The following is a 13399-nucleotide window of genomic DNA, read 5'->3' as shown; positions in this document are numbered from 1 at the left end:
GGCCGGAGGGAAGATGGCCTCACCACATCGGCGAGAGCCGATATGGTGGCGGAGACCGCCACTCCGTGCCTGAACACCTTCTTGAAGGATTCGCACGAGCGGGAATGGATCTTGAGCGCTCGTCAGGACATACGCGGTCATGTCGAGCACGAAATCCGCAACCTCAAGCCCGACCTCGACTGGCGGACCCGAGAGCAAAATGCGTTGAGGTAGGAGCGGATTTCGAATTAACTTGCTGGCATCAAAAGCACTGCGAATCTTGGTGATTCGATCTGAAGGCAAAGCGCTCTAGCCAGGAACAGCCTGATCCGCACCAAGAACAGGGCAAGCTACCAAAGACGCGTCTCGCAGCGCCAGGAGGACCTGAAGCACTGGACGATCCTTGATGCTTTGGACGCCGGAAGCTGACGAGAGACTGGCAAAACACCGGTCGGTACCTTATTATCTGACTAGCTAGTCAGGAGGTAGCAATGCCGCGAAATCTGAAATCTTCCAGCTGGAAGCTGGAGGAGGCCAAGGCCAGGTTCAGCGAGGTGGTTCGTCGCGCGCATGCGGAAGGGCCTCAGTACGTCACCGTCCGCGGAAGGCCCTCGGTGGCGATCATCGATGTCGAGGAACTGCAGCGCCTTCTGCCGAAAAAGGCCGAACCCCTGCCATTCGTCGCGTTCATGGAGAGCCTTCACGCCGAAGGCCTCGACCTGTCGCGCACAACCGACTCCGGCCGGGATGTCGATCTGTGATCGGATGGCTGCTCGACACCAATGTCATTGCCTCGCTGGCCGCGCCGAACGGAGCGCCGAGCGTCAAGGCTTGGGGACGCGCCGTCGATGAGGATAGCTTGTTCTTGAGTGTTCTCACGCTCGCCGAATATGACAAGGGTATCGCCAATCTCCCCGAGGATGATCCGAACCGGCAACGCTTCGCAGCCATACGCGATGCCCTGGAACTTCGCTTCGGCGGCCGTATCCTTCCCTTGAGCGACAGCGTGGTCCGCAGGTGGGGCAGCATCTCCGGCCGCGTCAAGCGTGATACCGGACATCCGCCGCCGGTCATCGACACGCTGATGGCGGCGACGGCCATCGAGGCGGATCTCTATCTGGTTTCACGAAGTAAGCGTGACCTGCAGCGTAGTGGTGCTGCTATCTTCGATCCCTGGCACGACGACATCACCGCCTCTCCCCTGAGTCCCCTGCACCATCGTTGATGGGCCGCTGGGAGATCGACAAAGGGCAGCCACGGCGGCACTATGGCCGCCATGACCGTCCGCCCACCGCAGAACCTGTCCGGCCTCTCGCCCAATGCTGCCGTCGATGTCCTCGCCGCGGAGATCCGTGTGGAGAAGGCGATCTCGCTGGAGCGCACCGGCGAGGCCGCCGCAAAGGCAGTGGCAGTCCTCAACGCCCTGCCCACCGACGATCCGGAGCGCCCGCGCCTGCTGGCGGAAGCAGCCGAGGCGGTTTGGGGCTATTTCATCCAGCGCGAATTGATGGGCCAATCTTCGCATGGCGCTGTGATCCGCGACCTCGCGATCCCGCGCGAAGTGCTGGTGCAGCTCGGCGTGCGACGGACGCCGTGAGACAAGAGGGTAGTTGGCAGCTGGCGAAGTGAGGCACACCAATCCTGCGCCTCACCCATTCTTGACGCGCTTTTACCCATCCCGTGCCTTGCGCCCGCAGCCAGGCTTTCATACCTTCGTAAGATGTCATGCATGCGGCTTTTGCCGCCTCTCGCGGTGCTCAGTCCGAAAGCCGCGCCCTATCAAGATGAAAGCCATGGATATTCAGTCGATCATGCGCTCGGTCGTGGCCGTGCGTTCTATCATTCCACAGGAAGCCTTCACTGCGGGGGCTCTCGGCACCGAGCGCGAGGGCAGCGGCGTCGTCATCCGCGACGACGGGCTGGTGCTCACCATCGGCTATCTCATCACCGAAGCCGAGGAGGTCTGGCTGACCACGCAGGGCGGTCGCGTTGTTCCCGCCCACGCGCTGGCCTATGACCAGACGACCGGCTTCGGCCTCGTGCAGGCGCTCGGCAGGCTCGACCTGCCGGCTCTTTATCTCGGCGATTCGGGCAAGGCCGAGGTTGGCGATGAAGCCGTCTTTGCCGACGGCACCGGCCATTATGTCGAAGCCAATATCGTGGCCAAGCAGGAATTTGCCGGCTACTGGGAATATCTGCTGGACGAGGCAATCTTCACGGCACCCGCCCATCCGTCCTGGGGCGGGGCGGCGCTGATCGGCAATGATGGCCGGCTTCTCGGCATCGGCTCGCTGCTCCTGCAGATGGATCGCAACGGCGAGAGCTTCGACATCAACATGGTCGTGCCCATCAACCTCTTGCCGCCCATCCTCGACGATCTCCTGACGCGCGGCCAGGTCAACCGCCCGCCGCGTCCCTGGCTCGGCGCCTTCTCGGCGGAGAGCGACGGCAAGGTGGTGGTGGTCAGTGTCGCCGGCGGCTGCCCGGCCGCCAAGGCAGGCCTGCGCCCGGGCGACATCATCTCCGACGTGCGCAATGAGGAAGTGCAAGGCCTCGCTGATTTCTACCGCAAGGTCTGGAAGACCGGGCCGGCCGGCGCGGAAGTGCCGCTGCGTATCCTGCGCGAGGGCCGCGAATCCTGGCTGCGCGTGAAGTCGGCCGACCGCAACAGCTTTCTCAGGAAGCCGCAGTTGCAGTGAACGGGGGGCGGGTCTTCGGACCCGCCTGTGCGTGGCGTGCGCAGTAAAGAGTCGGGTCTGAAGACCCGCTCCCCGAGTCCCAGCTCAGCTCGCGGTTTCCAGCTTGTCCTGCGTCCTCGTCTCGAAATCGCTGGCGTCGTGGCGCTCGCGCAATTGGGTCGAGGGGTCGCCCGAGGTGCGGTTGACCATGCGCCCGCGCTGCACGGTCGGACGCTGGAATATCGTCTCGGCCCAGCGCAGTACGTTCTCGTAGCTCTGCACGTCGAGGAACTCGCCCGCGCCATATTGCCAGCCTTTCACCAGGCCGCCATACCAGGGCCAGACGGCCATGTCGGCGATGGTGTAGTCATTGCCGGCAAGATACGTCACCTCGGCCAGGCGCCGGTCCAGCACGTCGAGCTGGCGCTTCACCTCCATGGCGAAACGGTCGATGGCATATTCGTTTTTTGTCGGTGCATAGGCGTAGAAATGGCCGAAGCCGCCGCCGAGATAGGGCGCGCTGCCCATCTGCCAGAACAGCCAGGACATGCATTCGGCGCGGGTGGCTGTGTCCTTGGGCAGGAATTCGCCGAACTTCTCGGCGAGGTAGAACAGGATCGAGCCGGATTCGAACACGCGGATCGGCTTGGGGCCGCTGCGGTCCAGCAGCGCCGGGATCTTCGAGTTCGGGTTCACGTCGACGAAGCCGCTGCCGAACTGCTCGCCATCGCCAATCTTGATCAGCCAGGCATCATATTCGGCACCTTTGTGTCCAAGGGCCAGCAGCTCCTCCAGCATGATGGTGACCTTCACGCCATTGGGCGTGCCGAGCGAATAGAGCTGCAGCGGATGGCGCCCGACCGGCAGTTCCTTCTCATGCGTGGGGCCGGCGATCGGCCGGTTGATACTGGCGAACTGGCCGCCGTTCGCCTTATTCCAGGTCCAGACTTTCGGAGGCGTGTAATCGGGCGTGTCGGTCATGCGTTGGGCTCCGGGGTGATAGCGGATGCCACGGATATAGGCGCACGATGGAGCGAAACAATATCGCGGAGCGAGAGTGTGGTGCTCAACTTCTTGCAAAGAGCGCGACGCAAGCCTCCCCCCGCTCGGCTCGCAAATGCCCAGAAAATTCCCCGCCGCGCTTTATCCCGCCGCGATAGCCTGCTATTCACGCCCGCATGACAGATACGCTGCGCCTCATACGAATTATCGTCCCGGCTTCCGCGTGCGGGCTCGGCTGAGCTCCGCGGAAGGTCCGGGTTTGCGCCGCTTGTCTTCTCCATCCGTATCGACGGACCTGTTTCCATGACCGACGTTGTGTCCCCTCCCGAAGCCGACAGCTTCGACTATTCCCAGACCCTTTTCCTGCCGCAGACGGCCTTCCCTATGCGCGGCGGCCTGCCCCAGAAGGAGCCGGAGATCCTGGCCCGCTGGCAGAAGGGCAATCTCTACAAGCGCCTGCGCGAGACCTCTGCCGGGCGGCCGAAATTCGTGCTGCATGATGGTCCGCCCTATGCCAACGGCAACATCCATATCGGCCATGCGCTCAACAAGATCCTCAAGGACATGGTGACGCGCTCGCAGCAGATGCTGGGCTTCGATTCCAACTACGTCCCCGGCTGGGACTGCCACGGCCTGCCGATCGAGTGGAAGATCGAAGAGCAGTACCGCGCCAAGGGCAAGAACAAGGACGAGGTGCCGCTGGTCGAGTTCCGCCAGGAATGCCGGGCCTTCGCCGAGCATTGGGTCAATGTCCAGCGCGAGGAGTTCAAGCGCCTCGGCGTCGAGGGCGACTGGAGCCATCCCTATCTCACCATGGCCTATCCCGCCGAGGCACAGATCGCTCGCGAGATCATGAAATTCGCCATGAGCGACCAGCTCTATCGCGGCTCCAAGCCGGTGATGTGGAGCGTAGTCGAGAAGACCTCGCTGGCCGAAGCCGAGATCGAATATGAGGACCACACCTCCGACACGGTCTGGGTGAAGTTCCCTGTTATCGAGGGCGCGCGCCGCGACGAACTCGCCAAGGCCGCCATCGTGATCTGGACGACCACGCCCTGGACGATCCCCGGCAACCGTGCGATCGCCTTTTCCAGCCGCGTCGCCTATGGCCTCTACCGCGTCACCGCCGCGCCCGAGAACAACTGGGCCAAGGTGGGGGATACTTTCGTCCTCGCCGACAAGTTGGCGGCCGAGGTGTTCAAGGCTGCCAAGGTGGAGGCCTTCGAACGCCTTGGCGGGGTCGATGCCGGCGAGTTCGCCACGCTCACGGTCGCCCATCCGCTGGCGGGCTTGGATCCCGGCTATGGCTTCAGGGTTCCGCTGCTCGACGGCGACCACGTCACCGACGAAGCCGGCACCGGCTTCGTGCACACCGCACCCAGCCATGGCCGCGAGGATTTTGACGTCTGGATGGCCAATACCCGCCTCCTGCAGGACAAGGGCATCGCCACCCACATCCCCTACCCCGTCGACGGCGACAGCTTCTATACGGCCGATGCCCCCGGCTTCGAGGGCAAGCGCGTCATCACGGAGAAGGGCGAGAAGGGTGATGCCAACGATGCCGTGATCAAGGCGCTGGTGGCGCAGGGCAACCTCGTCGCGCGTGGCCGCCTGAAGCACCAGTATCCGCATAGCTGGCGCTCGAAGAAGCCGGTGATCTTCCGCAACACGCCGCAGTGGTTCATCGCCATGGATATGCCCATCGACGTCGTGCCGCCAGGCAGCGTTCCCGCTGCCTCGCCCGCACGCACCGCCGACGGCGCTTTGCGCAACGATCGCGGCCCGGTGCTCGGCGACGGCTCGTCCCTGCGCGAGCTCGCCTTGCACGCCATCAGCGTGACGGAGTGGGTGCCGGCAGCTGGCGAAAACCGCATCACCGGGATGATCGCCAATCGGCCGGACTGGGTCGTCTCTCGCCAGCGCGCCTGGGGCGTGCCGATCTCGGTCTTCGTGCGCGACAAGCGGGGCGGCGGCGTCGAGATCCTCAAGGACGAGGCCGTCAACGAAGCGATCGCTCGGGCATTCGAGGTCGAGGGGGCGGACGCCTGGTACAAGGACGGCGCCGCCGAGCGCTTCCTTGGCGCACGCGCCTCCGAAGGCTGGGTCAAGGTCAACGATATCCTCGATGTCTGGTTCGATTCAGGCTCGACGCATGCCTTCACACTGGAGGATCCCAGGCACTTCCCGGGTCTTGCCGGCATCGTGCGCAAAGCCGATGGCGGCCAGGATACGGTGATGTATCTGGAAGGCTCCGACCAGCATCGCGGCTGGTTCCACTCGTCGCTGCTGGAAAGCTGCGGCACGCGTGGCCGGGCGCCCTATGACGTGGTGCTCACGCACGGCTTTACGCTCGACGAGCAGGGCAAGAAGATGTCGAAGTCGCTGGGCAATACCGTCGCCCCGCAGGACGTGATCAGGCGCTCCGGCGCCGACATCCTGCGCCTGTGGGTGGCGACATCCGACTATGCCGACGACCAGCGCATCGGTCCCGAAATCCTCAAGACGGTGGAAGACAGTTATCGCAAGCTGCGCAACACCATCCGCTGGATGCTGGGCACGCTCGCCCACTACGAAAGAAGCGACGACATGCCGGCCGCCGAGATGCCGGAACTGGAGCGGCTGATGCTGCACAGGCTGGCGGAGCTCGGCCCGCAGATCCATGCTTCCTATGAAGGTTACGACTACAAACGCGTCATCGCTCTGCTTGCGACCTTCATGACCTCGGACCTCTCGGCCTTCTATTTCGACGTGCGCAAGGACGCGCTCTATTGCGACCCGAGATCGTCACTGCGCCGCCGGGCTGCGCTCAGCGTAGTGAACAGGCTCTTCACGAGCCTCGCCACCTGGCTGGCGCCGGTGCTGTGCTTCACCATGGAGGAAGCGTGGACCTCGCGTTTTGGAGAGGAGGTCTCGGTGCATCTCGAGCCGCTTGCCGGCGCCGATCCCGCCTGGCTCGATCCGGAGCTTGCGAAGAAGTGGGAGGTCATCCGCGATGTCAGGCGCGTCGTCACTGGCGCGCTGGAACAGGAACGCGCCGCCAAGCGCATCGGCTCCTCGCTGGAAGCCGCGCCCACGGTCTATATCGGCGATGCAACGACCCGAAGCCTGGTCGGCAGCGTCGACTTCGATGATGTCTGCATCGTCTCCGGCCTGACACTCGAAGCCGGAGACGGGCCGGCGGAGGCCTTCCGTCTCGAAGGTGTTCAGGGCGTCGCCGTGGTGCCCGGCAAGGCTTCCGGCGTGAAGTGCGCCCGTTCCTGGCGCTATTTCGACCCGAAGACCGCCGATCCTGCCTTCCTCGACATCACCCCGCGCGACGCGGCGGCGATGAGGGAATGGCAGGCGCAAGCCGGAAGCAGACTAGGGGCCTGATCGATGCTGTCACGCTTCATCGGTCGTTTCACGGTTTTGGGAATGCTGGTGGCGCTCGTCGCCATCATTCTCGACCAGGGCTTCAAGGTCTGGGCGCTGCATATCTTCGGTATCGCCGACCAGGTCGCCTTTCAGGGGCCGGTGGACTGGACGCCGTTCCTGCAGTTCACTTTGGTGTGGAACCGGGGTGTCTCCTATGGACTGTTCCAGCAGGAAAGCCAGGTTGGCATGATCCTGCTGGTAGCCTTCCGCCTGTTGGCGACGATCTTCCTGCTCGCCTGGCTGGCGCGGATTCCCACCCGCGCCGGGGCGGTAGCAATCGGCCTGATCATCGGCGGCGCCATCGGCAATGCCATCGACGGATTGCTGGCGATCGAAGGGCCCTTCACGGCCGATTGGCTGCGTCGCGAAGGCGTGGCCGACTTCTTTCTGTTCCATGTCGGCAGCTTCAGCTGGTACGTCTTCAACATCGCTGACGTCGCCATCGTTGCAGGCGTGGCCCTCCTGCTGTATGACGTCGTCCTGAACAAGGAGCCTCGGGCCCATCTATCCTAGTGGATATTCTGATCCCGATGGATTGAATTGGGCAGGAATTCTTTGTTTTGACGCATTTTCTCTGCAGAAAGTTTACCAACTTTCCTGGAAGATGTAATTTCCAGAGATATCTTCTGGGTTCGAGCAGCGATTGGGATTTAGGATGCGGACAAAGAATTGGATCGGTTTGGCTACGGCCACTGCGTTCATTGTCATCGCCCCCGCCGGTGCCGCCAGCGCGCAGTCGGTTCAGGGCTTCTTCCAGAAGATGCTGGGCACCGAAGACGATGCGCCGCCGATCAACTATTCGGAGCGCGCGCCGCTGGTGAAGCCCAAGCAACTAGACCTGCCGGCGCCCGGCACCGCGACATCCAATGCGTCGGACCCCAACTGGCCGAACGATCCGGACGAGAAGAAGCGCAAGTCTGCCGGCATCATTCCGAAGGGCAAGCCGGAACATGGCGACGGCCGCCTCTCGCCCGACGAGATGGCTAGCGGTCAGGGGTCCGGTGGCGGCCAGGTGGATAGCGCTGAACCCTTCGACGCCGCCAAGACGAGCGCCGTGCCACTGAAGCCGAGTGACCTCTATGGCAAGCGCATCAAGACCGGCGACGAGGACGATACGCCACTGGTCGTTGGGCAGGAGCCGCCGCGCCGCTCCCTCACCGATCCGCCTTCCGGCTATCGCAAGCCGCTGGCCTCTGCTCCGATCGGCGGCGACGAGCCGCTGCCTTCCCAGGCCAACGAGAGCGCGCCGTGGTACGAGCGGATATTCAAGACCCCGAAGATGCACTGAGGCATCGAGGATCGACTTTCGAAGGGCCCGGATCGTTCCGGGCCTTTTTCATTTTGTTTGCGCGAACCGCACCTCCGCCAGGCCAACTGCCCTTCTGCTGCATTGACCTCACAAGCGAGGGGCTCCACATTCGCCCTCCAGGTGGGGACGGCCCTGGCGAACGCAGGGCGTGCCCCCGGACTTTTAGACGCAGGCGCATCATCAGGGGGGGAGCCGGGCTATCATGGCGCAATTGTCCGGTATCGTGATCGTCACCGGAGCCGCGTCCGGCCTTGGCCGGGAATCGGCGCTGCATTTCGCCGATTGCGGCGCAACGGTGCTGGCCGTCGACATCAATGCCGAGGGCCTCGCCTCGCTGGCCTCCGAGCGTATCCATCCCGCTGTTGCCGACATCACCAGGGCTGAGGAATGCAAACGCGTGGCCGACAGGGCCGCGGCGCTCGGCAGGATCACGGGCCTCCTCAACTCCGCGGGCATCGAACTGCACGGGTCGGTCATCGACATGCCGGAGGACGATTGGGACCGGGTGATGAACGTCAATCTCAAGTCGATCTTCCTCCTCTCAAAGCATGTCATTCCGCATATGATCGCCCATGGCGGCGGCTCCGTGGTCAACATGTCCTCGATCCAGGGCCTCGCCACCCAGGCCGGAGTCGCTGCCTACGCCGCCACCAAGGGCGGCGTGCTCGCACTGACGCGCGTGATGGCACTCGATCACGGCAAGCAGAACATTCGCGTCACGGCGATCTGTCCGGGCACGATCGACACACCCCTTGCCCAGGCCAACGCACGGCACTGGAACCCTGAGGATCCCGGGGCGGTGCTTGCCGAATGGGGCGCGAAACACGCCCTCAACCGCATCGGCCAGCCGATCGAGGTCGCAAGGCTCGCGGCGTTCCTGATTTCCGATGAATCCAGCTTCATTACGGGCTCCTATCATCTCATCGATGGCGGGCTGCTCGCTTCCTTCTGACAGGGATTGCCATGAAACGTTCCGAGATCAACCGGCAGCAGAGGGCCGCCTCCGCGCTGTTCGCCGATTACCGCTTCGCGCTGCCTCTCTTTGCGACCTGGGGCGAAGCTCAGTGGCGGAGTGATCCCGAAACCGCGCATTACTGCCGGGCTCACCAGATGGGTTGGGACGTCACCGATTTCGGCTCTGGCGATTTCGCAAGGCGCGGACTGGTGATCTTCTGCGTGCGCAACGGCCTTCAGTCCCAGCCCCACAGCAAGCCCTACGCCGAGAAGCTGCTCGTCGTGGGCGAAGACCAGGAGACGCCCACCCACGCCCATCGCATCAAGATGGAAGACATCATCGTGCGCGGCGGCGGCAATTTGATCATCGAGTTCCACAACATGACGGAGGATGGCCGCCGCGCCGACACCCCGGTGGAGGTGCGCGTCGACGGCGTGCGCACGGCTCTAGAGCCGGGCGCTCCGCTGCGTCTCGCTCCGGGCCAGAGCGTGACCATCACGCGCAATCTCTGGCACCGATTCTATGGCGAACCCGGCAAGGGCACCGTCTTCGTAGGCGAGGTCTCGCAGGTCAATGACGACCTGACGGATAACATCTTCCTCGACGGGCTCGGGCGCTTTGCCGCAATCGAGGAAGATGAGGCCAAGCTTTATCCCTTGTGGAACGAATTGCCCAAATAGGCTGGGAGCGCGCACGTCCTCGTCCGCTCTTGAAACGATACGCTTGCGGGGCCGAGCACGACATAGAGATCAGAAGCACCCCCGAAACATACTTAGCCTTGACGATGGGAGTGCTCTTTCCTGGAATGTCATCGTTTCAAGAGCGGACGAGGACGTCCGCGCTCCCAGGTTACCCCTACCGTCTCCCGAACAGCGCCTCGATATCGGTCAGCTTCAGTGTCACGTAGGTCGGCCGGCCGTGGTTGCACTGGCCGGAATTGGGCGTGACCTCCATCTCGCGCAGCAGCGCGTCCATCTCGGCCGGCAGCAGGCGGCGGCCAGCCCGGACCGAGCCGTGGCAGGCCATGGTGGCGGCGACGTGGTCGAGACGGCGTTCCAGCACGATCTCCGAGCCCCATTCGGCAAAGCCATCGGCAAGGTCGCGGATCAACGAGGCTGGGTTGGTGGTGCCGAGGGCGGCAGGCGTGGCGCGCACCAGCAATGCACCGGGGCCGAAGGGCTCGATCGCGAGGCCGAGGGCAGCGAGATCCTCGGCGGAGGCGGTCAGGCGCTCGACATCGACCGGGTCGAGATCCACCACCTCCGGGATGAGGAGCATCTGGCTCTTCACGCCCACCGCCGCCCGCTCGCGCTTCAGCCTTTCATAGACCAGGCGCTCATGAGCGGCATGCTGATCGACGATGACGACGCCTTCTCTTGTCTGCGCCACGATATAGGTTTCATGCAGTTGCGCGCGGGCGGCGCCGAGCGGGCGGTCGAGATTGTCGGGCGCGACGGGGGCCGCATTGGCGCGCGCATCGGCCGAGGGAAGCACAAGCGTGTCGAAGCCGGCTTGGACAGGCTCGGCAAAGCCTCCGGGCGCCGCGAGCGGCATGCGCGGCGCAGCGGGCGACAGGCGCCAATCCCAATCGGCATTGGCAGGACGCGCGAAGCTGCGGGCGAGCAGTCCGAGCGCGACATCGGCATTGCCGGAGGAGGTCCGGCCGGATTCCTGCTCCAGCGCGGTGCGGATGGCCGAGACGATCAGCCCGCGCACCAGGCCGCCGTCCCGGAAGCGCACCTCTGCCTTGGCCGGATGGACGTTGACGTCAACGTCACGCGAGGGGAGATCGAGGAAGAGCGCCAGGACGGGGAAGCGATCCTTCGGCACATGGTCGGCATAGGCGCCGCGGACGGCACCGAGCAGCAGCTTGTCGCGCACGGGCCGGCCATTGACGAAGAGGTACTGATGCTGCCCGTTGCCGCGATTATAAGTCGGCAAACCAATCTGCCCATGCAAGCGGACGTCGCCGCGCCGGACATCGATCTCGATGGCGTTGTCAATGAAATCGGCGCCTAGGATGGCACCGAGGCGAGCGGCCTCGTCGCCCGCCGGCCACGTCGTGGGGGCATGATCTTCGCCGGCCAAAGTGAAGCTGATCTGCGGATTGGCCATGGCGAGGCGCTTGACGATATCGCCGATCGCCGCGGCTTCCGTGCGCTGCGTCTTGAGGAATTTCAGCCTGGCCGGCGTGGCGTAGAAAAGATCGCGCACCTCGATGCGCGTGCCCTCGCTCAGTGCCGCCGGCTTGATCGCCCGTTTTTCGCCCGCTTCGATGGCGATCATCGAGCCGGTATCGGCCCCGCGAGCCCGGGTGGTGATGGAAAGGCGGGAGATGGAGGCGATGGAAGGCAACGCCTCGCCGCGAAAACCCAGCGTGGTGATGGCTAGCAGGTCCTCGGTCGGCAGCTTGGAGGTGGCATGGCGCTGCACCGCCAGCTCCAGATCCTGCGGCGACATGCCGGAGCCATCGTCGACGATGCGGATCAGGCGCTGGCCGCCGCCCTCGCTGACCACCTCGATCCTGCTCGATCCGGCATCGATGGCGTTTTCCACCAGTTCCTTCACCGCGCTGGCCGGCCGCTCGACCACCTCGCCGGCAGCGATGCGATCGATCAGGATCTGGGGAAGGGCTCGAATGGTCATGAAGCGAATCGTCCGGCTGCGGCTGGGCAACGGTAGTCGCGCAGACATACACCAGCGCGCTTACGGGTGCACGGGCATCCTGATTGGATCAGGTCAGGCCCTCAGGCTTGCCGACCGCCGCCACGAAGGGCCGCCCCCCGCCGAACAGGCGCTGTGCCACGCGCCTTGTGTCGTCGAGTGTCACCGCCTCGACCAGATCGTTGCGGCGATCGATGAAATCGATGCCAAGTTGCTCGGTCTGGATCATGGTGAGCTGGTTGGCGATCTTGGTAGAGGCATCGAAGCGCAACGCATAGGAGCCCGTGATGTATTTCTTGGCACTTTCGAGCTCGGCTTCGGTCGGCCCGTTGCGGGCGATCTCGGCCATCTCCGCCTCGATGATGGCGAGGCTCTCGGCCGCGCGGTCGTTGCGGGTGGCGACCCCGCCACCGATGAAGGCGGCATGGGCGAGCGCCCCGAGTTGGGTGGAAACGGAGTAGGCCAAGCCCTTTTCCTCGCGGACCTTCTGGAACAGGCGCGAAGAGAAGCTGCCGCCGCCATAGATGTGGTTGAGCACGAAGGCGGCCATGTAGTCGGGATCGTCCCGTTTCACCCCAGGGGTTGCAAATTGCAGCACGGTCTGCGGCACTTCGAGCTCGATGATCCGGCGCTCGCCGAGACCGGCAAGGCTAGCCTCCGGCACGATCTGCAGGAGCGCCGAGGTCGGCAGGGACCCGAACACCTTGTCGAGCATCTCCTCCGCGTCATGGGCGTCGATGGCGCCAACGATGGAAACCGTCAGCCCATCCTTGGCCATCAGGCGGCGATGCTGGGCCGCTGCGTCATCACGGATGACGGCGCCGATGCTCTCCAGCGTGCCCCGGGGCGAGCGGCCGTAGGGGTGGTCCGGAAAGAGGCCGGCGAACAGGGCCAGCGACACCATGGCATTGGGATCGCTCGCCTCGCGCCGCAGGCCCGCCTGCAGGCTCTGGCGGATGCGCTCGACCGCGCTTTCCTCGAAGCGAGGCTCGGTGATGGCGTAATGCAGAAGGTCGAAGGCGAAGTTCTTGCGGTCGGCCAGAGTGCGCAGCGAACCGTTGATCTGGTCGCGCGCCGCCTGGAAGGAAATCTCCACGGCGTTCTCTTCGAGCGCGCGCTGGAAGCCCTGGTCGTCGTAGGGCCCGGCGCCCTCGTCAAAGAGAGCGGACATCATATGGGCGAGGCCCGCGCGGTCGGCCGGGTCCTGCGCCGCGCCGCCCTTAAAGGCGAAGTCGACGGCAACCAGCGGCACGGCATAATCCTCCACCAGCCAGGCTTCGATGCCGAGGGGCGAGACGATCTTCTGAATCATGGAAATACTCGGTCAGATCGAGGCTTTGCGTCGATCATACAGGGAAATCAGCCAAACACTCTTCTTTGACGGCGTTGCGACGAGCA

The 13399-nt window shown here is 64.3% G+C and carries 12 protein-coding genes; 9 read left to right on the top strand and 3 right to left on the bottom strand.

Features of this window, described 5'->3' with window-relative positions:
• Window positions 1–470 precede the first annotated feature (470 nt).
• From ACMDCR_RS08645 to ACMDCR_RS08630, 4 genes are all read left to right on the top strand, one after another.
• Complete coding sequence (locus ACMDCR_RS08645; RefSeq protein WP_413992137.1) at window positions 471–740, top strand: type II toxin-antitoxin system Phd/YefM family antitoxin; 270 nt, start codon at window positions 471–473, stop codon at window positions 738–740.
• Entirely contained in the window at window positions 737–1204 is a 468-nt protein-coding gene (locus tag ACMDCR_RS08640) for a type II toxin-antitoxin system VapC family toxin (protein ID WP_413992136.1), read from the top strand. Before ACMDCR_RS08645 ends, ACMDCR_RS08640 begins: the two co-directional genes overlap by 4 nt.
• Before the next feature lie 42 nt (window positions 1205–1246).
• A complete protein-coding gene (locus ACMDCR_RS08635) occupies window positions 1247–1576 on the top strand; it encodes a DUF6665 family protein (RefSeq protein ID WP_413992135.1) in 330 nt (109 codons plus the stop codon).
• Between the two features lie 196 nt (window positions 1577–1772).
• Complete coding sequence (locus tag ACMDCR_RS08630; RefSeq protein ID WP_413992134.1) at window positions 1773–2678, top strand: S1C family serine protease; 906 nt, start codon at window positions 1773–1775, stop codon at window positions 2676–2678.
• Between the two features lie 84 nt (window positions 2679–2762).
• Here ACMDCR_RS08630 and yghU read toward each other — a convergent pair whose 3' ends face one another.
• Entirely contained in the window at window positions 2763–3638 is an 876-nt protein-coding gene (gene yghU, locus ACMDCR_RS08625) for a glutathione-dependent disulfide-bond oxidoreductase (protein ID WP_413992133.1), read from the bottom strand.
• 324 nt (window positions 3639–3962) lie between these two features.
• Between yghU and ileS the strand changes: the two genes are divergently transcribed.
• The 5 genes from ileS to ACMDCR_RS08600 all read left to right on the top strand — a co-directional run bounded on the left by ileS (window position 3963) and on the right by ACMDCR_RS08600 (window position 10017).
• The gene (gene ileS, locus ACMDCR_RS08620) at window positions 3963–7031 is read left to right on the top strand and encodes an isoleucine--tRNA ligase (RefSeq protein WP_413992132.1); all 3069 of its coding nucleotides are present in this window, start codon (window positions 3963–3965) and stop codon (window positions 7029–7031) included.
• Between the two features lie 3 nt (window positions 7032–7034).
• Window positions 7035–7586, top strand: a complete 552-nt coding sequence (lspA, locus tag ACMDCR_RS08615; protein ID WP_413992131.1) for a signal peptidase II — start codon at window positions 7035–7037, stop codon at window positions 7584–7586.
• Between the two features lie 142 nt (window positions 7587–7728).
• On the top strand, window positions 7729–8361 hold the full coding sequence (locus tag ACMDCR_RS08610; protein ID WP_413992130.1) for a hypothetical protein: 633 nt from the start codon (window positions 7729–7731) through the stop codon (window positions 8359–8361).
• Between the two features lie 223 nt (window positions 8362–8584).
• Complete coding sequence (locus ACMDCR_RS08605; RefSeq protein ID WP_413992129.1) at window positions 8585–9334, top strand: SDR family NAD(P)-dependent oxidoreductase; 750 nt, start codon at window positions 8585–8587, stop codon at window positions 9332–9334.
• An 11-nt stretch (window positions 9335–9345) separates the two neighbouring features.
• On the top strand, window positions 9346–10017 hold the full coding sequence (locus ACMDCR_RS08600; protein ID WP_413992128.1) for a D-lyxose/D-mannose family sugar isomerase: 672 nt from the start codon (window positions 9346–9348) through the stop codon (window positions 10015–10017).
• Between the two features lie 175 nt (window positions 10018–10192).
• Here ACMDCR_RS08600 and mutL read toward each other — a convergent pair whose 3' ends face one another.
• Window positions 10193–11983 (bottom strand): DNA mismatch repair endonuclease MutL, encoded by a 1791-nt coding sequence (gene mutL / locus ACMDCR_RS08595; RefSeq protein ID WP_413992127.1) that lies wholly within the window; start codon window positions 11981–11983, stop codon window positions 10193–10195.
• Between the two features lie 88 nt (window positions 11984–12071).
• A complete protein-coding gene (locus tag ACMDCR_RS08590) occupies window positions 12072–13313 on the bottom strand; it encodes a M16 family metallopeptidase (RefSeq protein WP_413992126.1) in 1242 nt (413 codons plus the stop codon).
• Between the last annotated feature and the right edge of the window lie 86 nt (window positions 13314–13399).

The organism is Labrys okinawensis, from assembly GCF_047345005.1.
Lineage (GTDB): Bacteria > Pseudomonadota > Alphaproteobacteria > Rhizobiales > Labraceae > Labrys > Labrys okinawensis.
Note: the sequence above shows the minus strand (reverse complement) of the source record. Positions and strands in the feature narration are given on the sequence as shown.

Bases quoted from the DNA above. Each gene is read 5' to 3' on its own strand.
- ACMDCR_RS08600 (WP_413992128.1), top strand. From the start codon at position 9,346: ATGAAACGTTCCGAGATCAACCGGCAGCAGAGGGCCGCCTCCGCGCTG.
- ACMDCR_RS08610 (WP_413992130.1), top strand. From the start codon at position 7,729: ATGCGGACAAAGAATTGGATCGGTTTGGCTACGGCCACTGCGTTCATT.
- mutL (WP_413992127.1), bottom strand. From the start codon at position 11,983: ATGACCATTCGAGCCCTTCCCCAGATCCTGATCGATCGCATCGCTGCC.
- ACMDCR_RS08635 (WP_413992135.1), top strand. From the start codon at position 1,247: ATGGCCGCCATGACCGTCCGCCCACCGCAGAACCTGTCCGGCCTCTCG.
- lspA (WP_413992131.1), top strand. From the start codon at position 7,035: ATGCTGTCACGCTTCATCGGTCGTTTCACGGTTTTGGGAATGCTGGTG.
- yghU (WP_413992133.1), bottom strand. From the start codon at position 3,638: ATGACCGACACGCCCGATTACACGCCTCCGAAAGTCTGGACCTGGAAT.
- ACMDCR_RS08605 (WP_413992129.1), top strand. From the start codon at position 8,585: ATGGCGCAATTGTCCGGTATCGTGATCGTCACCGGAGCCGCGTCCGGC.
- ileS (WP_413992132.1), top strand. From the start codon at position 3,963: ATGACCGACGTTGTGTCCCCTCCCGAAGCCGACAGCTTCGACTATTCC.
- ACMDCR_RS08590 (WP_413992126.1), bottom strand. From the start codon at position 13,313: ATGATTCAGAAGATCGTCTCGCCCCTCGGCATCGAAGCCTGGCTGGTG.
- ACMDCR_RS08645 (WP_413992137.1), top strand. From the start codon at position 471: ATGCCGCGAAATCTGAAATCTTCCAGCTGGAAGCTGGAGGAGGCCAAG.
- ACMDCR_RS08630 (WP_413992134.1), top strand. From the start codon at position 1,773: ATGGATATTCAGTCGATCATGCGCTCGGTCGTGGCCGTGCGTTCTATC.